The 23112-nt window shown below is 64.6% G+C and carries 22 protein-coding genes; 12 read left to right on the forward strand and 10 right to left on the reverse strand.

The window, feature by feature from the left end; translation table 11 throughout:
* Window positions 1–422: 422 nt before the first annotated feature.
* Window positions 423–1637 (reverse strand): formate-dependent phosphoribosylglycinamide formyltransferase, encoded by a 1215-nt coding sequence (purT, locus tag ACR9ZC_RS22185; RefSeq protein ID WP_481581922.1) that lies wholly within the window; start codon window positions 1635–1637, stop codon window positions 423–425.
* 137 nt (window positions 1638–1774) lie between these two features.
* Here purT and ACR9ZC_RS22190 point away from each other — a divergent pair, with 137 nt between their 5' ends.
* The gene (locus ACR9ZC_RS22190) at window positions 1775–2305 is read left to right on the forward strand and encodes an META domain-containing protein (protein ID WP_481581923.1); all 531 of its coding nucleotides are present in this window, start codon (window positions 1775–1777) and stop codon (window positions 2303–2305) included.
* Between the two features lie 87 nt (window positions 2306–2392).
* Complete coding sequence (locus tag ACR9ZC_RS22195; RefSeq protein WP_481581924.1) at window positions 2393–5383, forward strand: FtsK/SpoIIIE family DNA translocase; 2991 nt, start codon at window positions 2393–2395, stop codon at window positions 5381–5383.
* Between the two features lie 324 nt (window positions 5384–5707).
* On the opposite strand, the gene ACR9ZC_RS22200 is transcribed toward ACR9ZC_RS22195, so the two are convergent.
* Window positions 5708–6913, reverse strand: a complete 1206-nt coding sequence (locus ACR9ZC_RS22200) for a lactonase family protein (protein ID WP_481581925.1) — start codon at window positions 6911–6913, stop codon at window positions 5708–5710.
* 221 nt (window positions 6914–7134) lie between these two features.
* Between ACR9ZC_RS22200 and ACR9ZC_RS22205 the strand changes: the two genes are divergently transcribed.
* Window positions 7135–7293 carry a DUF3096 domain-containing protein gene (locus ACR9ZC_RS22205; protein WP_173256516.1) on the forward strand — a complete coding sequence of 53 codons (159 nt, stop codon included), beginning with the start codon at window positions 7135–7137 and terminating at the stop codon, window positions 7291–7293.
* Window positions 7294–7332: 39 nt separating this feature from the next.
* Here ACR9ZC_RS22205 and ACR9ZC_RS22210 read toward each other — a convergent pair whose 3' ends face one another.
* Entirely contained in the window at window positions 7333–7578 is a 246-nt protein-coding gene (locus ACR9ZC_RS22210) for a hypothetical protein (protein ID WP_331571792.1), read from the reverse strand.
* Window positions 7579–7777: 199 nt separating this feature from the next.
* On the opposite strand from ACR9ZC_RS22210, the gene ACR9ZC_RS22215 reads away from it, so the two are divergent.
* Window positions 7778–9616 carry a glycoside hydrolase family 15 protein gene (locus ACR9ZC_RS22215; protein ID WP_481581926.1) on the forward strand — a complete coding sequence of 613 codons (1839 nt, stop codon included), beginning with the start codon at window positions 7778–7780 and terminating at the stop codon, window positions 9614–9616.
* A 289-nt stretch (window positions 9617–9905) separates the two neighbouring features.
* Window positions 9906–11183 (forward strand): polyhydroxyalkanoate depolymerase, encoded by a 1278-nt coding sequence (locus ACR9ZC_RS22220; protein ID WP_481581927.1) that lies wholly within the window; start codon window positions 9906–9908, stop codon window positions 11181–11183.
* An 83-nt stretch (window positions 11184–11266) separates the two neighbouring features.
* On the opposite strand, the gene ACR9ZC_RS22225 is transcribed toward ACR9ZC_RS22220, so the two are convergent.
* On the reverse strand, window positions 11267–11899 hold the full coding sequence (locus tag ACR9ZC_RS22225; RefSeq protein WP_331571798.1) for a TetR/AcrR family transcriptional regulator: 633 nt from the start codon (window positions 11897–11899) through the stop codon (window positions 11267–11269).
* A gap of 289 nt (window positions 11900–12188) precedes the next feature.
* Between ACR9ZC_RS22225 and rsxB the strand changes: the two genes are divergently transcribed.
* On the forward strand, window positions 12189–13031 hold the full coding sequence (gene rsxB / locus ACR9ZC_RS22230) for an electron transport complex subunit RsxB (RefSeq protein ID WP_481581928.1): 843 nt from the start codon (window positions 12189–12191) through the stop codon (window positions 13029–13031).
* Between the two features lie 10 nt (window positions 13032–13041).
* Window positions 13042–13686, forward strand: coding sequence for an endonuclease III (gene nth, locus ACR9ZC_RS22235; protein ID WP_481581929.1), 645 nt, complete (start codon window positions 13042–13044; stop codon window positions 13684–13686).
* A gap of 43 nt (window positions 13687–13729) precedes the next feature.
* Here the strand turns inward: nth and ACR9ZC_RS22240 are convergent, their stop codons facing one another.
* Window positions 13730–14647, reverse strand: coding sequence for a DMT family transporter (locus tag ACR9ZC_RS22240; RefSeq protein WP_481581930.1), 918 nt, complete (start codon window positions 14645–14647; stop codon window positions 13730–13732).
* Between the two features lie 127 nt (window positions 14648–14774).
* Here ACR9ZC_RS22240 and ACR9ZC_RS22245 point away from each other — a divergent pair, with 127 nt between their 5' ends.
* A complete protein-coding gene (locus tag ACR9ZC_RS22245; protein WP_481582742.1) occupies window positions 14775–15209 on the forward strand; it encodes a DUF1841 family protein in 435 nt (144 codons plus the stop codon).
* Window positions 15210–15355: 146 nt separating this feature from the next.
* Here the strand turns inward: ACR9ZC_RS22245 and ACR9ZC_RS22250 are convergent, their stop codons facing one another.
* Together ACR9ZC_RS22250 and ACR9ZC_RS22255 are read right to left on the reverse strand one after the other, a co-directional pair.
* A complete protein-coding gene (locus ACR9ZC_RS22250; RefSeq protein ID WP_331571806.1) occupies window positions 15356–15739 on the reverse strand; it encodes a c-type cytochrome in 384 nt (127 codons plus the stop codon).
* A 57-nt stretch (window positions 15740–15796) separates the two neighbouring features.
* Window positions 15797–16165, reverse strand: a complete 369-nt coding sequence (locus tag ACR9ZC_RS22255) for a c-type cytochrome (protein ID WP_331571808.1) — start codon at window positions 16163–16165, stop codon at window positions 15797–15799.
* Between the two features lie 267 nt (window positions 16166–16432).
* On the opposite strand from ACR9ZC_RS22255, the gene ACR9ZC_RS22260 reads away from it, so the two are divergent.
* The 4 genes from ACR9ZC_RS22260 (at window position 16433) to ACR9ZC_RS22275 (ending at window position 20066) form a co-directional block, all read left to right on the forward strand.
* A complete protein-coding gene (locus tag ACR9ZC_RS22260) occupies window positions 16433–17275 on the forward strand; it encodes an AAA family ATPase (RefSeq protein WP_331571810.1) in 843 nt (280 codons plus the stop codon).
* A 37-nt stretch (window positions 17276–17312) separates the two neighbouring features.
* Window positions 17313–18488, forward strand: a complete 1176-nt coding sequence (locus ACR9ZC_RS22265; RefSeq protein WP_481581931.1) for a vWA domain-containing protein — start codon at window positions 17313–17315, stop codon at window positions 18486–18488.
* A 131-nt stretch (window positions 18489–18619) separates the two neighbouring features.
* Window positions 18620–19573: a transaldolase gene (gene tal, locus ACR9ZC_RS22270; protein WP_440561309.1), complete on the forward strand. Its 954-nt coding sequence runs from the start codon at window positions 18620–18622 to the stop codon at window positions 19571–19573.
* Between the two features lie 61 nt (window positions 19574–19634).
* Entirely contained in the window at window positions 19635–20066 is a 432-nt protein-coding gene (locus ACR9ZC_RS22275) for a VOC family protein (RefSeq protein WP_440561311.1), read from the forward strand.
* A gap of 52 nt (window positions 20067–20118) precedes the next feature.
* Here ACR9ZC_RS22275 and ACR9ZC_RS22280 read toward each other — a convergent pair whose 3' ends face one another.
* Genes ACR9ZC_RS22280 through ACR9ZC_RS22290 form a run of 3 tightly spaced genes read right to left on the reverse strand, consistent with a single transcriptional unit; the run spans window position 20119 to window position 23077 of the window.
* Window positions 20119–21228 carry an FUSC family protein gene (locus ACR9ZC_RS22280; protein ID WP_481581932.1) on the reverse strand — a complete coding sequence of 370 codons (1110 nt, stop codon included), beginning with the start codon at window positions 21226–21228 and terminating at the stop codon, window positions 20119–20121.
* A 59-nt stretch (window positions 21229–21287) separates the two neighbouring features.
* Window positions 21288–22838, reverse strand: coding sequence for a monocarboxylate uptake permease MctP (gene mctP / locus ACR9ZC_RS22285; RefSeq protein ID WP_440561315.1), 1551 nt, complete (start codon window positions 22836–22838; stop codon window positions 21288–21290).
* Window positions 22835–23077 (reverse strand): DUF3311 domain-containing protein, encoded by a 243-nt coding sequence (locus ACR9ZC_RS22290; RefSeq protein WP_173256500.1) that lies wholly within the window; start codon window positions 23075–23077, stop codon window positions 22835–22837. Before ACR9ZC_RS22290 ends, mctP begins: the two co-directional genes overlap by 4 nt.
* Window positions 23078–23112 lie beyond the last annotated feature (35 nt).

Consider the following 23112-nt stretch of genomic DNA (forward strand, 5'->3'; position numbering starts at 1 on the left):
CCGGCGAGGGTCTGTTTACATATGAAACGCACGTGCGTTGCCACGAGAACGGCCGCTCGCGAGGCGCGCGACGCCGCGAATACTGGACGTATTCGCAAGGAGCGCAACGCGGCGAGCGGCCGTTCTCGTGGCAACCCCAAACTGAAAATTCATTCCAGGGGAATGCCCGAAATCGCCCGCATGGCGGCGTCGATCGTCGCTTGTTTGGCTCGGCCAAACGGCGCTCCTCACTCCTTGCCCTGCGGGCGATTTCGGGCATTCGCACGTGCGTTCCATATGTAAACAGACCCTACGGCCGCGCCAATGGGCGTGGCCGTACCCGGCTGCAGACATGTGCCGCCGGAAAGGCCGGTATTGTAGCACCGCGCGGTGACGCGAGCCGCAACCGCACATTGCGGCGATCCAGCGCCCCGGATAACGCCCTAGCGCGTCGACACGGGCCGCACGGCCGAAGCCACTGCCTTCGCACGCTCGCGCGCCTCGCGGATGTCGCCACCCGTCGCCACCGCCACGCCCATGCGCCGCTTCTTGAAGCTTTCGGGTTTGCCGAAAAGGCGCAAGTCGGAATCGGGAACGGCCAGCGCTTCGCGCACACCTTCGAATGCAATGCCTGCTTCATCGAATCCGCCGTAGATCACCGCCGATGCGCCGGGCGCCACGAGCGCGGTATCGACAGGCAGGCCGAGAATCGCGCGCGCGTGCAACTCGAACTCCGACAGGCGCTGCGAGCGCAGCGTGACGAGCCCGGTGTCATGCGGACGCGGACTGACTTCGGAGAACCACACTTCGTCGCCGCGCACGAAGAGTTCGACGCCGAAAACGCCACGGCCACCCAGCGCGCCGGTGATGTTTTGCGCGATCTCCCGCGAGCGGGCGAGCGCCGCAGCCGACATCGGCTGCGGTTGCCACGATTCGACGTAGTCTCCCGCCACCTGCAGGTGGCCGATCGGCTCGCAAAACGATGTTTCGACGGTGCCCGTTCGCGGATCGACGGCGCGCACCGTGAGCAGCGTGATCTCGTAGTCGAACGTGACGAAGCCTTCGACGATGACGCGTCCCACGTTCACGCGCGCGCCCGCCGTCGCGTATTGCCACGCGGGCTCGAGGTCGGCCTCGCTCTCGAGGACCGACTGCCCCTTGCCCGAAGACGACATCACGGGCTTGACCACGCACGGATAGCCGATACGGGCCACCGCCGCCTTGAAGGCGTCGAACGATTCGGCGAACGCATAAGGCGACGTCGGCAGCCCGAGCGTCTCGGCCGCCAGCCGGCGAATGCCTTCGCGATTCATCGTGAGCTGTGTGGCACGCGCGGTCGGGATGACTTCGGCGAGGCCCGCTGCTTCGATTTCGGCAAGCGCATCGGTGGCGATCGCCTCGATCTCGGGCACGATCAGATGCGGCCGCTCGACGCGCACGAGTTCGGCGATGGCAGCCGGATCCGTCATGTCGATGACATGCGCGCGGTGCGCGACTTGATGGCCCGGCGCGTTCGGATAGCGGTCCACGGCGATGGTTTCGGCACCGAGCCGCTGCAAGGCGATGATGACTTCCTTGCCCAGCTCGCCGGCGCCGAGCAGCATGACGCGCGTGGCGCCGGGCGTGAGCGGCGTGCCGATTCGTTGACCGATCTGCATGGCGAAACCTCGTTCGTGAAGCGGGTGAGCGGTAATGCGGGAAAGCGCGATGCTAGCATGCGCGCAATCCGCCTGACGCTCGCCGGAGTGCGTTACCCTTACGCCTTCGCCAGCACACCGAAGGAAAGACGCCAGTCATGCCGAGTTCGTTCATCGCGCCGCAGCGGGCGGCAAGATACGCTTTCCGGGTGTCGCTCGCGCTCATGGCTGCGGCGCTTGCGGGCTGCGCAATGCCGACGCACCCTGATTCGGCCGCGCCGCCGAGCGATCCCTTCAATCGCGCCGCGGTTCAGTTGCTCGACGACACGAGCTGGACGCTCGCCGCCTGGAAAACGGCCGACGGCCGCGAGCGCGACGTAGCCGCACTCGGCCTCGATGTACGCCCCACGCTCGTCCTGTCGACGGCCAAGGGTCAGCGCCGCGCGCACGGCTTCGCCGGCTGCAACCGGTTCAACGGGGTGTATACGCTGAGAGACGGTCAGCTCTCGTTCGGTACGTTCGTGACGACGCGCATGGCATGCGGCAGCTCGCGCGACGCGCTCGAACGCGACTATCTCGATGCATCGACGCATGTCGGCAAAACCGGCGTGCAATGGCACTCCCCTCCTCAATTGCAAATCGTCACCGCCGACGGGGCGACACTCACGTTCCAGGCAGCCGGCCGATAGGCATCGGGCCGGCAACCGAAGCGTTGCGGCCCGCTAACGGTTAAACTCGCCGGGTTTGGCGCTTCCTCGTCTCGTTCTCGCTCTCGCATGCATACGGTCGTTCTGGGCTGGTTCGGCGTCTCTGCCTTCTGGTTTCTTCCCTTTTTGTGGCGTCTGATCAAGGCGGCGCTGCCCGGCGGCGATGGCTTGCGCGGCCCCGGGACGATTCGCCTATGGCTCGGCTTCGTATGCGTGCTCGCCGCGAGTTGCGCGCTCGAAGCCGCGCTCTTCTCGCCTGCCGGCGATGCGCTCGGGCACCTGGTGATGAGCGGTGCGGGCCGCCTCGCCGGGCGCATCGGCGCGCCGCTGCTGATGCTCGTACTGCTGGTCGTCGCGTTGCCCTGGCTGCTTGGTTTTCGCTGGCTGGACACGCTCGCCGCGGCCGATCGAGCGTTCGGCCTGGGCCTTCGCCTGGGCCGCGAGGGGCAACGCTCCCAGCCCTCCCGCATGCCGAGCGGCGCGCGCGACGAAGCGCCCCGTTCACGCGCGAGCGGCAACCCCGGGCGCCTCGCCACGGTGAATCCGATGGCGCCGAAACCGACCGGGCGATACGCGCGACCGACCGCATGGCAGCCGCCCGCCACGTCGACGATTCGCCCGAGCGCGGCCGCGGCATCGCCTGCGGCGACAAAAAGCCTATCGGCCGGGCGAACTGCGTCGGTCACCGACGCAGTACCGAGACGGCCAGCGACGCGGCCGCAAACTGCGACGGGCAACCTCACGAGCACGTCAACGCCGTTTTCGGGCGCCGATCGATCCCCTCAGACGCCGCACGCCCGCGCACGGGCAGCCGCTTCGGCAAATGCAGGTCCGCGCACGGCGCGTGCGCCCATCGACTTCGATATGGCCAACGTCGCCCCCGAGCGTGCCGCGACGCCCGCCCCATCGCCCGGTGTGCTCGAAACGCTGCGCGCAATCGAAGCAAACGCCGCGCAATGGACGGCGCTTGCCGGCGTCAGCCTTGCGCGGCGCGGCGCGTCGGTCGCTCGCGATGACGCTTCCGAGCGGGCGCCGGAGGTGCCACAGGCGGCATCGCCGGAGACGCGCGCAAACGCGCCGCAGCCGGTGAAGCCGGAACCGCCGACCCAGTGCGAACCCGCGCGCGAGCCAGTTCCCGCGCCGCCGTATGATGGCGTCGGGCTCGATGTCGGTACACAGGCTGGCGACCCACTCTCCCCTGACGTACCGCCAACCGGCGCACCGCATGTCGAAGCACCAGATGACGATGCGCTCCCCCCGGAAACAGCATCCGCGCAAGCATCGCGCGCCGAGCCTCCCGTGGGGGACATGCCGTTCGCCGAAACATCGTCCGCCGAAGCCGCCCCAGCCGATCCGTCTTCCGCGGATCCAGCTTCGGCAGCTCCCCCTTGGGCGGATCCATCGTTCGCCGAAAGAGATTCTGCCGAAACACGCGCTACCGAGACGCCGCTCACCGAACGCTCGCCCGAGCACACGCCCCTGACCGCAGAAGCCAGCGCGCCAGCGGCTTCCGGCCCGCGGGCATCTCTGCGTGGCCACGGCGCGGCCGAATTCGCGTTCCACGCGCCTGCGGCAACGCCGACCGAGTTACCCCCGCTCGAGCTCCTCGAGCGCGCCACGGCCCAGGCCGAGCCCGTCTCCGACGAACGTCTCGCCCAGACCGGCCAATTGATCGAGCAACGGCTGCAAGAGTTCAAGGTGCCTGTGACCGTGGTGGGTGCCACAGCGGGCCCCGTCATCACACGCTTCGAGGTCGAGCCGGCACTCGGCGTGCGCGGCAGCCAGATCGTCGGCCTCATGAAGGACCTTTCGCGCGGGCTCGGCCTCACATCGGTGCGCGTCGTCGAAACCATCCCCGGCAAGACTTGCATGGGGCTCGAACTGCCGAATGCTAAGCGCCAGACAATCCGCCTCTCGGAAATCCTCGAGGCCGACGCCTATCGCGGTTCGGGTTCGAAGCTGACGATCGCGATGGGCAAGGACATCACGGGCCACCCCGTGGTGACCGATCTGGCGAAAGCGCCGCACATGCTCGTCGCGGGCACGACCGGTTCGGGCAAATCGGTGGCGATCAACGCAATGATTCTTTCGCTGCTCTACCAGGCGACACCCGAGGAAGTGCGGCTCATCATGATCGACCCGAAGATGCTCGAGCTGTCGGTCTACGAAGGCATCCCGCACCTGCTCGCGCCCGTCGTCACGGACATGAAGCTCGCCGCCAACGCGCTCAACTGGTGCGTCGGCGAAATGGAAAAGCGCTACCGGCTGATGTCGGCCGTCGGCGTGCGCAATCTCCCGGGGTTCAACCAGAAGGTGCGCGACGCCGACGCGGCCGGGAAAAAGTTGACGAATCCTTTCTCGCTGACACCGGACGCGCCCGAGCCGCTTTCGACGCTGCCGCTCATCGTCGTCGTCATCGACGAGCTGGCCGACCTCATGATGGTGGCCGGCAAGAAGATCGAAGAGCTGATCGCGCGTCTCGCGCAAAAGGCCCGTGCAGCGGGCATCCACCTGATTCTCGCCACGCAGCGTCCGTCGGTCGACGTCATTACCGGGCTCATCAAGGCCAATATTCCTACCCGGGTGGCCTTCCAGGTTTCGTCGAAAATCGATTCCCGTACGATTCTCGACCAGATGGGCGCCGAATCGCTGCTCGGGCAAGGCGATATGTTGTTTCTGCCGCCCGGTACGGGCTACCCGCAGCGCGTCCATGGGGCATTCGTCGCCGACGAGGAAGTACACCGCGTCGTCGAGCATCTGAAGCAATTCGGCGAGCCGCAATACGAGGACGGAATACTCGACGGTCCGGCGACCGAAGGCGCGCCTCAAGACCTGTTCGGCGATGCGCCCGACGCCGAGGCCGATCCGCTTTACGACGAGGCGGTGGCGTTCGTCGTGCGTACGCGCCGCGCCTCGATTTCCTCAGTGCAGCGGCAGTTGCGCATCGGCTACAACCGGGCTGCGCGGCTTGTCGAACAGATGGAGGCCGCGGGCCTCGTCTCTTCGATGAGCGTCAACGGCAGCCGCGAAGTCCTGGCCCCGCCGGGACCGGAGCAATGACGGACGCCTTGCTGTAAAAGCTGCGCGGGGGTTGCAAGAACTAGCGGGTCGAGCCGCCTCGCGGCAGGCGCAACGGCAGTGGGCGCCGCTGCGACCCGCGACGCGGCGCGCTTGCGGCGTGCGCATCGATGAACCGGCATGGGCATTGCATACCCAACGCAGGCCGGAATCGCTGACGCACAACGCTCCGGCGCCGTTTCATCCCCTGCCGCCCCGCCCCCCGTGAGGCGGTAGCTTCGAGCCTGCGCGTGTGCTCTGATGCGCAGGCTCTCTTTGTATGCGCGCCTCTTGCGCGATTCGTCACGGCGTCACGGCATCACGCCCTCATGACGCAGGCGTGAACTTGAAATCCACGGGTGCCCCGACATCAAGCCGCGCCGGGTTCGGCTCGAGCTTCCCGGTCTGCGGATCGCGCCGAAAAACATACGCGGTATCGCTTTCCTGGTTGCCGACGATGAGCCAATGACCGCTCGGGTCGATCGCGAACTCCCGCGGCGTCCGTCCGAGCGTCGACTGGCGGCTGACGAGCGTCAGGCTCCCATCGCCCGAATTCACCGCAAAAATCACGATTTCATTCGCGTCCCCGCGATTCGATACATAAAGAAAGCGTCCATCGGGCGACAGGTGAACGGCAGCCGCGCCTTGCTTGCCCTTGAAACCGGACGCGGCGAGCGGCAGCGTCTGCAGCGTTTCCAGTGTGCCATCGCGGTATCGCAGCACCGTCACGGTGGCGGCGAGCTCGCTCGTCAGATAGGCATATTTCCCGAGCGCGTCGAAGACGAGGTGCCGCGGGCCCGAACCGGCTCCCATTTGCACATATCGTGTTTCGGTGGGACTCAGCAGGCCGCGGCTGCCATCCAGCGTGTATCGGTACACGTAAAGTTTGTCGGTGCCGAGGTCTTGCGCGAAGAGGTAGCGCCCGTCGGGCGACATGACCGTCGAATGGACATGCGCGCTGTCCTGCCTCCCCTTCATCGGGCCGCGGCCGTCATGATGAACGCTCAGCACCGCGTCGCCGAGGCTGCCGTCGCCCTTGACCGGAAGTACAGCGAAGCTGCCGCCGGGATCGGAGGCGACCGAGTAGTTCGCCACGAACAGATACCTGCCGTCGGGCGAAAGGCTCAGATAACAAGGATCGTTGCCTTGCGACGAGACTTGATCGAGCAGCTTCAACTGACCGCTCACCGCATCGAACGAGAACGCGCTGACGCCACCGTGCTCAGTGGCCGGGCCATTGTCCCCAGGCAGCTCGTTCACCGCATAGATAGTCCGGTTACCGCGACCGACGAGCAGATACGATGGATTGACCGTTTGTACGGACGAAAGCGGCGACACGGCGCCGCTTTGCGGATCGAACCGGTAGACGTGGATGCCGTTGCTCTTACCGGTATTCGTGTAGGTGCCGACGAGCAGGTCGTAGCTCGCGGCCCCTTGCGCGTCGCTGCCCGCATGCGCCGCCGAGGGCGCCACTGCGAGCGCCGCCAGGGCCGCCAGAGCCGACGTGAGCGCGAAACCTTTTCGGCCCGACACGGCTCTGAGGGTACGGGCACGCGAATCGCTGTCTGACCCTCGAGTGCCGGCCCGTCCCTCCGCGAGGTCGGACGAAGGGCACGACAAAACGCGGGGCAAGGCCGGCCGCCTTGGCGGCCGGATCGAGGAAAGCTGGCTCGGCATCGAAGCTCCTTCGTCGAGAGGCTCACCTCGCCGCGAGCGCAAAGCGCCCACCCGATCAATCTGTGCGAGGCTTCGCCATGAACATTTCCGTCAGTCTGGGACCCCTTGCCGCGCTGATCGCCGGCATCCTGATTCTGATCGTGCCGCGACTCCTGAATTACATCGTCGCGCTTTACCTCATCATCATCGGATTACTGGGGTTGTTCGGCCCCGCATCGCAGCACTTGCGGTTCTGACGCCGCCCGGGCGTCGGCTGGCCGCCGGTTCGGTCGACTTCATCCGTTGGCAAGTTGCTCGAGCCGCAGCTTTCCCTGCAGCGAAAGCGCGCCGACCGCATAATGGCCATCGGCTTGCTGGTGCGACGTGAAACAGGCGCGCTCGAGCAGAAACGACATGGCGGTATCCATGCCGTTGCGCGACAAGCCGAGCGCCTTTGGATCGAGGGAAATCAAGCTACCGTCGCGAAGTTCGCGAGCGGCGGACAGAATAGCGATGCAATCGGTTTTGGACGGGTTCTGCATGGCGTCAATCCTTGTAGTGAATGAGCGTCACAGAAGCATGACTGGCCGAAGCGCGCCGCGCACGCGGTGTTGTTCCCGCTTGCATCGTCGTTCGACGTCGCACTTTCAGCCTTGATCCCCGGAGTTTGATTGTAGCCAGCAGCCGGCAACGTTGGCAACGCCCCATAGCCGCACCGGCTCCTATCGCTTACGACACGACATGCCCGCACTCATCGAAGACTATGCGCTCGTCGGCGACGGCCACACGGCCGCGCTCATCTCCCGCGACGGTTCGGTCGACTGGCTCTGCTGGCCGCGCTTCGACAGCGCCGCCTGCTTCGCCGCACTGCTCGGCGCGCCCGAACACGGCTCCTGGCAACTCGCCCCGGCAGGCGAGGTGCAGACGAGCCGCCGGTGCTACCGCGACGGCACGTTGGTCCTTGAAACCGATTACGAGACGGCCGAGGGCGCCGTGACCGTGATCGATTTCATGCCGCCCGGCAACGGATGGTCGGAACTCGTGCGCATCGTCATCGGCCGGCGCGGCCGCGTGCCGATGCGTATGTCGCTCACACTGCGATTCGATTACGGATTCTCCGTGCCCTGGGTGACGCGACTCACGCATGGCAACGGCATACGCGCCGTCGTGGGACCCGACATGGCCGTCTTGCGCACCGATGTCGAATTGCATGGCGAGAACATGCACACAGTCGCCGATTTCACGGTGTCCGAGGGCGAGCGCATACCGTTTACGCTCGCGTATTCGTCGTCGCATCAGCGCATGCCGCCGGCCACCGATCCTTTCTCCGCGCTCGCGCGCACCGAGAATCATTGGCGCGACTGGACGGCGCGCTGCGAGGTAACGGGCCGCTATGCGGCGCCTATCATGCGCTCGCTGATCACGCTGAAGGCGCTTGCTTATGCGCCGACGGGCGGGATCGTTGCCGCACCGACGACATCGCTGCCTGAACTGCTGGGCGGCACGCGCAACTGGGATTACCGCTACTGCTGGTTGCGCGATGCGACGATCACGTTGCTCGCGCTCATGCGCTGCGGTTATTACGACGAAGCGCGCGCGTGGCGATCCTGGCTCGAACGCGCATTGGCCGGCTCGCCGGCGCAGGTCCAGATCATGTATGGGCTCGCCGGAGAACGGCGGTTGCCGGAATCCGAGATCGACTGGCTGCCGGGCTATCTCGGCGCGAAACCGGTGCGCATCGGCAACATGGCGGTCGGCCAGCTGCAGCTCGATGTCTACGGCGAAGTGATGAATGCGCTGCATCTGGCGCGCGTCGGCGGCTTGCACACGAACGAATCGGTGTGGGCCGTGCAGCGCGTCATGCTCGACCATCTGGAGACGATCTGGCAAGAACCGGACGAAGGGCTCTGGGAGGTGCGCAGCGGCCGGCGACATTTCACCTTCTCCAAGGTCATGACGTGGGTCGCCTTCGATCGCGCGGTCAAATCGGCGGAAAAATTCAAGCTGGACGGCCCGGTGGCGCACTGGCGCGAGCTCCGTGACACCATCCATGCCGATGTCTGCCGCCACGGCTTCAACCCGGAGCGCAATGCATTCACGCAGGTCTACGGCGGCGACGACCTCGACGCCAGCCTGCTGCTGGTCCCGCTCGTCGGATTTTTACCGCCGGACGACCCGCGCGTCGCTTCGACGGTCGCTGCCATCGAGCGCACGCTGCTACGCGATGGGCTCGTCGTGCGCTATCACACGTCCGAAGTCGACGACGGTTTGCCGCCGGGCGAAGGCACGTTCCTCGCCTGCAGTTTCTGGTTCGTCGACAATTTGATGCTGCAGGGCCGGGTCGACGAAGCGCATGCCATGTATGAGCGCCTCGTGGGCCTCGCGAACGATGTCGGCCTGCTCGCCGAGGAATACGATCCTCGCGTCAAGCGCTTCACAGGCAATTTTCCGCAAGCTTTCTCGCATGTTGCGCTCGTGCACACGGGCTTGAATCTGATGCGGCACGAGCAGGAAATGACGCATGCCACCGGCCATCCACGAAACGGCTCGCAATCGAAGGAAAGCGGCAATGCCGCATGAACGCCGCGCGGCGCCCGCCACGCGTGCCGCGCCGGCGTTTTGCAGCGCATGCGGCATTCAGCGAATCTTTCAATCAGCCTTCGGCTATACCGCATATCGGCACCTCAGCGCGAGACTGCATCCGGGAAAATCCCGGTCAGGTTGAGAATTTGCTGCGTTGCAGCTAGCCATGTTTGTCCTATATCATCGACGAGCCGGTTCGGAATTAGGCAGACTTTTTCAGCACGGCATGCCGCGACGCCGAAACGCCGCGTAATACTTCAGTGACCACACGCGGGAGCCTTTCACCATGCTTTACCAGCTCTACGAATTTCAGCGCGCGCTCTTGACTCCGTTGACGGCCTGGGCCGAGGCCGCCTCCCGCTCATTTGCGAACCCGGCGAGTCCGTTGGCCTATGTGCCGGGCGCCACCCGGTTTTCCGCCGCCTACGAGTTGCTCTATCGGCTCGGAAAGGATTACGAAAAGCCGGAGTTCAACATTCGCCAGATTGTCAAGGACGGCCACAACATCCCGATCATCGAACAAACGATCGTCGAGAAGCCGTTTTGCCGTCTGCTGCGTTTCAAGCGTTTCGCCGACGATAGCGAGGCGGTCGCACAGTTGAAGGACGAACCGGTCGTGCTCGTATGCGCACCGCTGTCGGGCCATCACTCGACGCTATTGCGCGACACGGTCCGCACGCTGTTGCAGGACCACAAGGTCTACATCACGGACTGGATGGATGCACGGATGGTCCCGATCGAGAACGGTCCGTTCCATCTGGACGACTACGTCACCTACATCCAGGAGTTCATCCGCTATATCGGCGCGAAGAATCTGCACGTGCTGTCGGTCTGTCAGCCGACGGTGCCGGTGCTGGCTGCCATCTCGCTGATGGCGAGCCGCGGCGAGGACACGCCGCGCACGATGACGATGATGGGCGGCCCGATCGACGCGCGCTGCAGCCCCACGTCGGTGAACTCGCTGGCGATGCAGCACTCGTACGAGTGGTTCGAGAACAACGTGATCCACACGGTGCCGCAAAACTACCCCGGGGTGGGGCGTCACGTCTATCCCGGCTTCCTTCAGCATTCGGGCTTCGTGGCGATGAACCCCGAGCGCCATGCCGCCTCGCATTGGGATTTCTATCAAAGCCTGCTGCGCGGCGACGAGGAAGACGCGGAAGCGCATCGCAGCTTTTACGATGAGTACAACGCTGTCCTCGATATGGCGGCCGAGTATTACCTCGACACCATTCGCATCGTGTTCCAGGAATTCCGCCTGGCCGAGGGCACATGGGAAATCGATGGCGAGCTGGTGCGTCCGCAGGACATCAAGCGCACGGCCCTCTTCACGATCGAAGGCGAGCTCGACGACATCTCGGGCTGCGGACAGACGCGCGCCGCGCATCAACTGTGCAAGGGGATTCCGGCAGCGCGCAAACGCCATTTCACGGCGGAAAAGTGCGGCCACTACGGCATTTTCTCGGGCCGGCGCTGGCGCACGATCATCTATCCGCAACTGCGCGATTTCATCCTCGAGCACAACAAGGAATCCAGGCACAAAGCCGAGCCCGTAGAGGCTTGAGCCGACTCGCCATCGCTTTTTACCAGTGCTTCGTCGAACGGGCGGCCCAGGCCGCCCGTTCGCCTATTCGGCGCCTTTGTGTTTCAACGCCGCATGAGGTATGCGAGCAGCAGTTCGGTATTCATGCGCACGATTTCGCTGCGCTCCGCGGGCGCATCGAAATCGCGGCCTAGCGTGGCCTGCAGCGTGAAACGGTTGGAGACGATGTAATAGCCGAGGCCCGAGAGCGTCACATAAAAGCGCAGGGGGTCCACGTTCGCGCGAAAGAGTCCGGCCCGCTGGCCGCGCTCGAGAATCGACGACAGCGTTGCGACGATCGGCGAAATCATGTCCCGAATCTGCGTCGATTTCTGCAGATACCGCGCCTCGTGGAGATTTTCGTTGTTGACGAGCCGCAGCAGCTCCGGATGATCGCGGTAGTAGTCCCAGACGAAGTGGGCAAGCCGCGTCATGGCCTCCACGGGGGCGATGCCGGACAGATCGAGGGCCTTTTCGGCCTCCGTCAGTGCGCTGAATGCATGCTCCAGAACAGCCGTGAACAGCTGCTCCTTACTGCCGAAGTAGTAATAGAGCATGCGTTCGTTCGTTTCGGCGCGACGGGCGATCTGATCGACACGGGCGCCGAACAAGCCACCATTTGCGAATTCCTCAGCCGCCGCCAGCAGAATCCGGCGCCGGGTGCCCTCGGGATCACGTTTGATTTTCAGCTGGTTCATGGTGGCCTTTGCTTCGTGCGCCGCGGTGTCCGCGTCACGCTGCCGGCTCCTCCTGGCACCCTACACCGGCTGCATGCAATGGACGCGCCTTTTCGTGGGAGATACCCCTTATTAAGCGGTCATGCGAAAAGCGCTTCGATTATGGCACATGGCTTGCCGATGGCAACCCGGGAAATCGGCGATAATGCCGGCTTTGCGCGCACCGTGAGAACGCGTGCCACCATGGTGCGCCGGGCGCACACGCCCATATGCGTCATGCCGCTTCACGCCGCGGCGAGAACCTCCCACCGTGACCGACCGAAAGACCCTCGCGGATCGCATCGAAGATCTGCTTCCTCAAACGCAGTGCACGAGGTGCGGCTATGCGGGCTGCCGCCCTTATGCCGAAGCCGTCGCGCGTGGCGAGGCGGGCTACAACCAATGCCCGCCCGGCGGCGTGGAAGGCGTGGCTCGGCTCGCCTCTCTCCTGGGCAAGCCCGTCATTGCGCTGAACCCGGCCAACGGCGCCGAACGCCCGCGGCCGGTTGCCTTCATCGACGAGTCGCTTTGCATCGGCTGCACGCTCTGCATGCAGGCTTGTCCCGTCGATGCGATCGTCGGCGCACCGAAGCTGATGCACACCGTCATCTCCGCGCTATGTACGGGATGCGACTTGTGCGTCGCGCCCTGCCCGGTCGATTGCATCTCGATGCTGCCGGTCACCGGCGATGCGACAGGCTGGCAGGCGTGGAGCGCCGATCAGGCCGAAGCCGCGCGCAAGCGGCATGACCGCCGCACCGCACGAATCGCGCGCGAGCGGGAAGCCGCCGAGGCGCGCGCGGCCGCCCGGCGCGCCGCGGCATCGCCCGCTGCTGCGGCACCGCCCGCAAGCGCCACCGCGGAAGACGAAGCGGCCGCCAAAAAGCGCGCCATCATCGCGGCCGCGCTCGAACGCGCGCGCCAGAAGAAAGCCGCCCTCGAAGCCGAAGGCGTCGCGCCGAAGAACGTCAGCAACGTCAGTCCGGGCGTGCAGGCGCAAATCGATGCGGCCGAAGCACGACGCCAGCGCCTGCGCACGACATCGGACGAGCCGGGCAAAGACGTACCGCGCGAAGACGCGTCCGGCGAATCCGATACGCCCTCTTCCCGTTGAAGCGAACCGCATGAACGCCGCCAAACGTCGCGCCATTTACGAAGCGCTGCAAAGTCTCAATCCGCATCCGACGACCGAGCTCGAATACACGACACCGTTCGAACTGCTGATCGCGGTCATGCTTTCGGCCCAGGCGACCGACGTGGGCGTCAACAAAGCGACGCGCAAGCTTTTTCCGGTCGCCAATACGCCGCAGCAGTTCGTCGAATTGGGCGAAGCGCGTCTTGCCGACTACATCAAGACGATCGGCCTTTATCGGACCAAGGCAAAAAACGCCATTGCGACATGCCGTCTGCTGCTCGAAAAACACGGCGGCGAAGTCCCCGCCGAGCGCGAAGCGCTCGAGAGCCTGCCGGGCGTCGGCCGCAAAACGGCCAACGTCGTGCTCAATACGGCATTCGGCCAACCGACCATCGCCGTCGATACGCATATCTTCCGGGTGGCGAATCGCACCGGACTCGCGCCGGGCAAGGATGTGCGCGCCGTCGAAGCGGCCCTGGAGAAGTTCACGCCGCCCGAGTTCAGGCACGACGCGCATCACTGGCTGATCCTGCATGGCCGTTATGTCTGCAAGGCACGCCGGCCCGAATGCTGGCACTGCGTCATCGAGCCGCTTTGCGAGTACAAGCCGAAGACGCCCCCGCCCGAACTCTGAGCGGCGAGCAGGCGCCCGGCCGATCGGTGAACCGATTGCGCGCCTACTGGTTCGCCTCCAGCGCGACCGCGTCCTCCGACGCCCCACCGCCGGCACGCACGAGCCAGAGGACGCCACCGAGCACCGACGCGCCGCCGACCCATTGCATGGCGCTCAACGATTCGCCGAGCAGCAGCGACGCGAGCGTTACGGTGACGACGGGTTCGAGCGTCGAAAGCATCGACGTACGCGCCGCACCGAGCCGCGCGAGACCCGCGAAGAACGCGAGCATGGCGAGCACCGTGGAAATGAGCGCAATGGCGATGACAGCGGCCCAGCCCCCGGCCGTCGCGGGCCAGTGGGGCGGCACGCCCGCTGCCGAGCGTGCGAGCGACAGCGCGCCGAACACGACAGCGGCTACGAGGCAGATAACGCTCGTCGTCACATGGGGGTCGATGCCACGCGTCGCACGCGTACCGGCGACGATATAGATCGAGTAGATCACCGCTGCGCCGAGCCCGAGCGCAATGCCGAGCGGCTCGCCGCGGCCGCCTCCCACCATCAGCGCCGTACCCGCGAGGCAGAGTACGAGCGCCGCGCATTTGACCGGGGTGAGCCGCTCATGCAGCCACCATGCCGCGAGCACGGTGACGAAGGCGGGGTACAGATAAAGCAGTAGCGCGACGAGACTCGCTTGCGCGTGCTGCAGCGCAATGAAATAGCAGAGCGACTGACCGACGTAGCCTACGGCCCCCAACGCCGCGATCGCGGCCAGCGCGCGCCCTCTGGGCCAAACCATACCGCGGCGGCGCGCCGTCCAGCCGAGGATGGCGCCGCCGATGGCAAAGCGCAACGTGAGCAGACCCAGCACGTCAGTGCCGCCGGCATAGGCGTAGCGGGCGAAGATGGCCATCGCGCCAAATGCCGCGGCGGACAGCGCGACGAACGCCGCGCCGTAAAGCGTATCGATACGGGAGGTCATGGAAACCGGGACATTCGAAATGAGGGAATCTCTCGCGCGACGTAGAATACCGGTTTCAGCCACCCGCCGTCGGCACGAATGCGCCATCGCCCGCGCTCGCGCGACGGGCACCTTGTCTCTTTCGACGATGTTCAATCCCAGCCGCGACGAAGTCCGACGCTTTTTCACCGACACTTGGCGCAAACAGCGCGCAGGTGACATCCTCACGCCGCTCGAAGCGATTGCGGCCGACTGGATCGTCGAGCACCCGGAATATCACGAAGAGGTCGCCGACGAAGCGGCCGCGTCGTCGGCCGAATATTCGCCCGAAAGCGGGCGCACCAATCCTTATCTGCATCTGTCGATGCACCTCGCGATCAGCGAGCAGCTTTCGATCGATCAGCCGCCGGGCATCCGTGCGGCGCATGAGCGGCTCGTCGCGCGGCTCGGCTCGACGCACGAAGCACACCACGCGATCATGGACTGCTTGGGCGAAACGATCTGGGAGGCACAACGCAATAACGCGCCGCTCGATACCGACGCCTATCTCGCCCGCATCGAGCGGCGCGCATCGCGCGACTGAGCCGCTCTCGCGTGCCCTCGGCAACGACACGTCGCCTCGTTGCCAGGCGCGCTAAAAGCAAACACCCCGCTCACGGCGGGGTGTTTGCTTGGTTGCCGCGGCGCTCCCGGTGAACGGGGACGACACGCGCCGGACGAACGCCGCCCTTACTTCTTCTGGACGAGATCTCCGTCGAGCGATTCGATATAAGCGGCGATATCCTTCATATCGCTTTGCGACAAGCTTTGCACCTGCGCCTGCATGATCGCGTTGTTGCGGCCGAGCTTCGGATTGCTGGTGCCCATCTGGTATTGCTTCAAAGCCCAGTAGACGTAGCTCGAGTGCTGACCGGCGAGCTTCGGGTACTCCGGCGTCACAGGCTTGTTCAGATTCGGACCGTGACACGCCGCGCAGTTATGGCTCTCGACGAGCGCCTTGCCATTCGATGCGCTCGCAGCGGCCGCCGGATTCGATACGGCAAGCGCGCCGATGGCCATCGCCGCCCCCGCAACCATGGCGATTGTCCGAAGTGCCTGATCGGGCTTGTACATGAATTCTCCTATCCCGCGAAATGAGAGTGCCTGAAAGAGCTGGAAGCGACCGCGCAGTTACTTTTCGGGATTGTTCGGCGACGAAGCCGTCTGCGCCGCGTAATAAGCGGCGATATCGGCGATGTCCTGATCGGTCAGCGAACTCGCGATTGCATGCATCGTGTCGAAGTGGCGATCGCCCTTCTTGTACCCGTGCAATGCGTTCGCCAGGTATTGCGCGTTCTGGCCGCCCAGCATCGGAACCTTGTAGACCTCGGGATAAGCCGTGCGGTAATCGGCAATGCCGTGGCAGCCGATACACATCGCGACCTTGCCCTGAGCCGCCTTCGCATTGCCGACGATATCGGCCGCCTGGGCGTTCAGCGCGAACCCCGCGAGCGCGGCAAGCGCTGCGGTCACGACATGTTTGCCGACGAAAGAGTTCATAGCTTGTAACCTGGCTGAGGGGAAACGAGCGCCCGCACACCTGCTGCCGGGCGGCGGCACAGATCGTATCGCGCCGCGCTTCATTATGGAATGGCCAAGAGGCCAAAAAATCGCGGCAATTGTACCGCGACGGATGGCCGCGGTCCACATCGGCAATACCCCCCGCCGGCCCCGCCCGAAAAGGCTCGCGCATAGCCCTGCGACATCGTGCCGCAGGCGGCGGCGCCTTCTGGCATATACTGGATTCTTTTCGCGAGAGCGGTCGCCATGCGTTTCGAAGGTTCGTCGCAATACGTCGCCACAGACGATCTCAAGCTCGCCGTCAACGCCGCCATGACGCTCAAAAGGCCGCTGCTGATCAAGGGCGAGCCTGGCACGGGCAAGACGATGCTCGCGGAAGAGGTCGCTGCCTCGCTCGGCATGCCGCTCTTTCAGTGGCACATCAAATCGACGACGAAAGCCCAGCAAGGCCTGTACGAGTACGACGCCGTCTCGCGTCTGCGCGATTCGCAGCTCGGCGACGCGCGCGTGCGCGACATTGCCAATTACATCGTCAAGGGCGTGCTCTGGCAAGCCTTCGAATCGGACGAGCCGGCCGTGCTGCTCATCGACGAAATCGACAAGGCCGACATCGAATTCCCGAACGACTTGCTGCGCGAACTCGATCGCATGGAGTTCCACGTCTATGAAACACGCGAGATCGTACGTGCCCGCCACCGTCCGCTCGTCGTCATCACCTCGAACAACGAAAAGGAGCTGCCCGACGCATTCCTGCGCCGCTGCTTCTTTCACTACATCCAGTTCCCCGACCCGGCGACGATGCAAAAGATCGTCGAAGTGCACTATCCCAACGTCCGCGAGGATCTGCTGCATGCCGCGCTCGAAAGCTTCTTTTCGCTACGCAGCGTATCGGGCTTGAAGAAAAAACCGTCCACCTCGGAGCTGCTCGACTGGCTCAAACTGCTGCTCGCCGAAGACATCGCCCCCGAGGCGCTGCACGCGCCCGACGGCAAGCAAGTCGTGCCGCCGCTTGCCGGCGCGCTGCTGAAAAACGAACAGGACGTGAGCCTTCTCGAGCGGCTCGTCTTCATGAACCGGCATAACCGGTAAGCCGCGAGTTCGGCCGCGTTTTTCGGATCAGTCCGCCATGCTCATCGACTTCTTCTATACGTTGCGCGCGGCGCGCCTGCCCGTCTCGGTCAAGGAGTATCTGACGCTCGTCGAGGCGTTGCGCGCGCGCGTGATTGCGCCGTCGCTCGATGAGTTCTACTTCCTGGCCCGCCTCACACTCGTGAAAGACGAGCGCTATTTCGACAAGTTCGATCAGGCCTTCGCGGCCTATTTCCGCGGTGCCGAGAAGCTTGCCGAGGCGATGGTCGCCGTGCCGCCTGAATGGCTGAAACGACGCCTCGAACGCGAGTTCACGCCCGAGGAAAAGGCGGCGGTCGAGGCGATGGGTGGCCTCGACAAGTTGATGGAGCGCCTGAAGGCGCTCTTCGATGAACAAAAAGCGCGCCACGAAGGCGGCAACAAGTGGATCGGCACGGGCGGCACCTCGCCGTTCGGCAATGGCGGCTATCACCCCGAAGGTGTCCGCATCGGTGGAGAATCCGCCGGCCACCGCACAGCGGTCAAGGTTTGGGAAGCGCGCGGCTATCGCGACTACGACGATCAGGTGGAAATCGGCACGCGCAATATCAAGGTGGCGCTGCGCCGGCTGCGCCGCTTCGCGCGCGAGGGCGCGGCCGAAGAGCTCGACTTGCCCGATACGATCCGCAGCACGGCGGCCAACGCCGGCTGGCTCGACCTCAAGATGGTGCCGGAGCGGCACAACACGGTGAAGGTGCTGATGCTGCTCGATGTCGGCGGCTCGATGGACGATCACATCCTGCGCACCGAGGAGCTTTTTTCGGCGGCGAAGGCCGAATTCAAGCATCTCGAGTTCTACTACTTCCACAATTGCGTCTATGACTTCCTGTGGAAACACAATCGCCGCCGGCATCTCGAACGCATCGCCACATGGGACGTACTGCACAAGTTCACGCCCGACTACAAGCTCGTCTTCGTCGGCGACGCCACCATGAGCCCCTACGAGGTGCTGCAAGCGGGCGGCTCCGTCGAATACAACAATCCCGAGGCAGGGGCCGTCTGGCTGCGCCGCCTGGCCGACCAGTTCCCGCACCATGCCTGGCTGAACCCCGAACCGCAGGGACTGTGGGAGTACCGCCAGTCGGTCGCGATCATCAGGCAATTGCTCGGGGAGCGCATGTACCCGCTGACGCTGGCCGGACTCGAGACGGCCATGCGCGCGCTCAGTAAGTAACCGTGCCCGCGGGCTTTAGAAACACCGCCGCTCGCCGCTGCCGCTAAAATAGAGTTGTCGTCGGCGCGCCGGACGCGGTGCCCGACCCTTTCACCGTCTTCCAGCACGGGCTACGGGCCCGCTCATCCGCCATGACCACTGCCCTCGACCAACTGAAGCAATACACGACCGTCGTCGCCGACACGGGCGATTTCCAGCAGTTCGTGCAGTACAAGCCGCGCGACGCGACCACGAACCCGTCGCTGGTGCTCAAGGCCGTGCAAAAAGACGCCTACAAGCCGCTGCTCGAAAAAACCGTGCGCGATCACGCCGACAGGCCGGCCAAGGCTATCATCGACAATCTGCTCATCGCGTTCGGAACCGAGATCCTCAAGATCATTCCCGGGCGCGTATCGACGGAAGTCGATGCCCGGCTCTCCTTCGACACGCAAGCTTCGATCGACAAAGCCCACGAACTCATCGCGCTGTACAAGGCCGCCGGCGTCGATCGCGAGCGCGTCCTGATCAAGCTCGCTTCGACCTGGGAAGGCGTGCGCGCGGCCGAGGCGCTGCAAAAAGAAGGCGTGAACTGCAACATGACGCTGCTCTTTTCGCCCGTGCAGGCGGCGGCCTCCGCCGAGGCCGGGGCGAAGCTGATCTCGCCGTTCGTCGGTCGCATCTACGACTGGTACAAGAAACAAGCCGGCAGCGACTGGAACGAAGCGACGATGGGCGGCGCCAACGATCCGGGCGTCCAATCGGTCCGGCGCATCTATGCTTATTTCAAGAAGTTCGGCTTTCCGACGGAAGTCATGGGCGCGAGCTTTCGCACGACGAGCCAGATCCTCGAACTCGCGGGCTGCGATTTGTTGACGATCAGCCCGGATCTGCTGCAAAAACTGCAGGACAGCAAGGAGCCGGTCGAGCGCAAGCTTTCGCCGCAAATGGAAACGGACCCGTCCATCGAGCGTATCGCGGTTGACGAGCCGTCGTTCCGCTTTCAGCTCAACGACGACGCGATGGCGACCGAAAAGCTCGCCGAAGGCATCCGTGTCTTCGCAGCCGACGCGATCAAGCTCGAAAAGCTGATCGAGACGCTGCGCTGAAGGCCGGCCCGCGCGACAGGCCCGGAGTTGCCCCCACCGAACATCACCCAAGGAGACGATCATGCAGGTCCAGAGCTATCTCTTCTTTTATGGTCGCTGCGAGGAGGCACTCGCCTTCTACCGGGACAAGCTGGGCGCCGAAGTGCTGTTCATGTTGCGCAACAACGAGGCCCCCGGCGCCGATGCGGCTCAGGGAGAACACGGCGATCAGATCATGCACACGAGTTTCCGGGTCGGCGAGGCGGTGCTGATGGCAAGCGACGGCCACCCCGGTCAGCAGCCCGAGTCCCACACGGGGTTCAGCCTGTCGCTTTCGCTAGACGATCCGGCCGAAGCGAAGGCGCGCTTCGATGCGCTGGCCGAAGGCGGCCAAATCAGGCTCGAATGGCAACCGACTTTCTTTGCCAATGGCTTCGGCATGGTGACCGATAAGTTCGGGATCCCGTGGATGGTCATGGCGGCAAAGCCGATGACCGAAGGCGCGGCGGCCTGACGCTCTCACCCGGCAGCGGCCAGCGGCGCCGCGTCCGGGGATAGGCAGCGGGTCAGTGCTGAGCCACCACAGCGGATCGCCGCTCGATATTCCAGTGGCTCTCGGTGCGCGCGAGCAGCACGCGTAGTTCGTCCACCTGCGCGGCGAAGCGCTCGGCGAGCCACTGCGGGCCGTTTAGCGCTTCGGAGCCGCTCACCACGATAGGCAACGCGTCGGGCGGCCAGGCGCCGGTGACCGGCAGCCACTTCCGGGTATTCGAGCCGAAACGCAACGCGCGGGCGATCGCGATCAGCGTCGTGCGGACCGCGTAAATATTGGGGGTGCGCCGATCGTCGCGGGCGGTCGTTGCCGCGCTGCGCGGCTCGGCGCGCATCGCCGTCGCCATCATTTCCAGCGCGCTCAAAATCGAACGGTGCAGCCGCTGGATCGACTCGAGCTCCTTGAGCGGCACATCGATCTCCTTGGCCACCGACGGCATGAGCGAGCGCAGTTTGACGAGCCGCTGCCCCAGCGCGGCGAACGCGGCTAGCTGCTCGCCCGGATCGACAGGCGCACCGGTAACGACACGCGTGTAAAGACGCGCGCATTCGCGCAGATTGCGCGCCAGCAGATAGCGCCACGAGTAAGTCGCGTAAAGCGGCAGCGCGAACGAGAATGCGAGTGCGACGGCGATGCCGATCAACACGTTGAGCGTGCGCCACAGGCCGGTATCGATGGTGCTCTCGCCATGACCGGCGACGATGCAGATCGTGATCGCCGCCAGCAACGCGATATAGCCGGGCCGTCCGATCGCGAAATAGCCGCAGATGCCGGCCGCGAGCGACATGAGCACATACATGAGCGGCATCGAGCCGATCAGGTGCAACTGAACCAGCAACAAGAGGCCGACGCCGGCCCCAAGCACGGTGCCCAGCGCGCGTTCGACCGCACGCTTGCGGATGTTGCCGTGATGCTGAAGGCCGCCGATCACGACGAGCACGGTCACTGACGCCCAGATCCCGTTCGGGATATGAATGCCTGTCGTGACGAGAATGGAGGCGAGCATCGCCAGCCCCACGCGCACGGCGTGCAAAGCACGCGCATAGCGATAGCGGTAGTACGGGGACGAGACGGCGCGCGCGAGGCGCGCGACGAGCGTGCGCGGACGGAGGTGAGTGAGCATGGCGCCACATTGTAGCGCCGCGCGCACCGCTCACCTCTGCGGTGCGCGCGGGATCGTGCTCAGCTTTCGATGGCGTCGAGGTAGTCTTCGGGACGCGTGCGGTCTTCGGCGAGGCTCATCCCAATCGCGCGAACGATGACGCTCACAACCACGGCGACGACGACATTCGCGATCAGCGACCAGAGTGCGGCGTAGCCGGGAATCGCCATGCCGCCCAGGTGCAGCGTGAAGATCGAGCTCTTGAGACTCTGCGAGGCCGCCATCCAGGTACCGATGCCGATGCCGACCGCCCAGCCCGCGAGCAGGCCCCGGTGGTCGAGCTTACGCGTGTAAAGGCCGAGCACGATGGCCGGCAGCGTCTGGATGATCCAGATTCCGCCGAGCAGCTGCAGCTGGATCGCGTAAGTCAACGGCAAGCCCAGGATGAATGCCACGGCGCCAATCTTCACGATCAGCGAAACCAGCTTCGCGACATTCGTCTCCTGCTCGTGCGTCATGTTGCGGTTGACGAACTCGCGGTGGATGTTGCGCGTGTACAGATTGGCGGCCGCAATCGACATGATCGCCGCCGGCACGAGCGCCCCGATGCCGATTGCCGCGAACGCGACACCGACGAACCACGACGGGAAGAAATGCAGGAAGAGCGCCGGAACCGCGAAGTTCGGGCCAAAAGCCTTGAAGTAAGGCGCGAATTCCGGCATGTCCTTCACGCCCGATGCCAGTGCCATGAAGCCCAGCAGCGCGAGCAGCCCGAGCACGAGCGAGTACGCCGGCAGCATCGCCATATTGCGGCGAATCGTGTTGCCGGAGGACGACGACAGAATCGCGGTGATCGAGTGCGGGTAAAGAAAGAGCGCGAGCGCCGAACCGACCGCGAGCGAGGCGTAGGCACTGTAGCCGTTCAAGCTTGCGGTATCCGGTGCCTTGAGCAGCAGTTTCGCCGGAGGCACAGCGCTGAAGATGTGGGAGAAGCCCCCCAACTGCATCGGAATCACCACGATGGCTACCGCGATCGTGATGTAGATCAGCAAATCCTTCACGACGGCGATCATTGCGGGCGCGCGCAAGCCAGACGTGTACGTATAGGCTGCGAGGATCGCGAATGCGATGATGAGCGGCAGATCGCCCACGAAGCCCGACGTATTGAAGCCGAGCGCACCGATCACGACTTCGATGCCGACGAGCTGCAGCGCGATGTAGGGCATCGTCGCGAGAATGCCGGTCACCGCGATAGCGAGCGCCAGCATCCGGCTGCCGTAGCGCGCACTCACGAAGTCGGCCGAGGTCACGTAGCCATGGCGCTTCGCGACGGCCCAGAGCTTCGGGAACACGACGAAGGCGAACGGATAGATGAGAATCGTATAGGGCAGCGCAAAAAAGCCCATGGCGCCGGCGCCGAACACGAGTGCCGGGACGGCGACGAACGTATAGGCCGTATAGAGATCGCCGCCCAGCAGGAACCAGGTGACGATCGTGCCGAAGCGCCGGCCGCCCAGGCCCCACTCCTCGAGATGAGCGAGGTCGCCGCGACGCCAGTTCGCGGCGAAGAAACCGAGAATCGTGACACCGACGAAAAACAGAACGAAGACGATAGTTGCGGTGGCGTTCATCGCGCGCCCCCGTTTCCGGCGCTCGCCTTGGAGATATTCTTGGTTTTCAGATAAACGAAGGCCGTGATGACAGCGCTCACGAGCACCCAGAAGAGCTGATACCAGTAAAAGAACGGGAAACCCCACAGCTGTGGGTCGACCTTGTTGTACGACGGCACCCAGATCATGGCGATCCAGGGGATGACTAACAGCCAGAGCCAGTGTTTGGCGGCTCGATTGGCGTCGGCATTGTGAGCCATGACGTCTCCTCTTTTACTCTTTATCGAAGCTGCTA

It is taken from the genome of Trinickia sp. HAY1-2D (assembly GCF_056754935.1).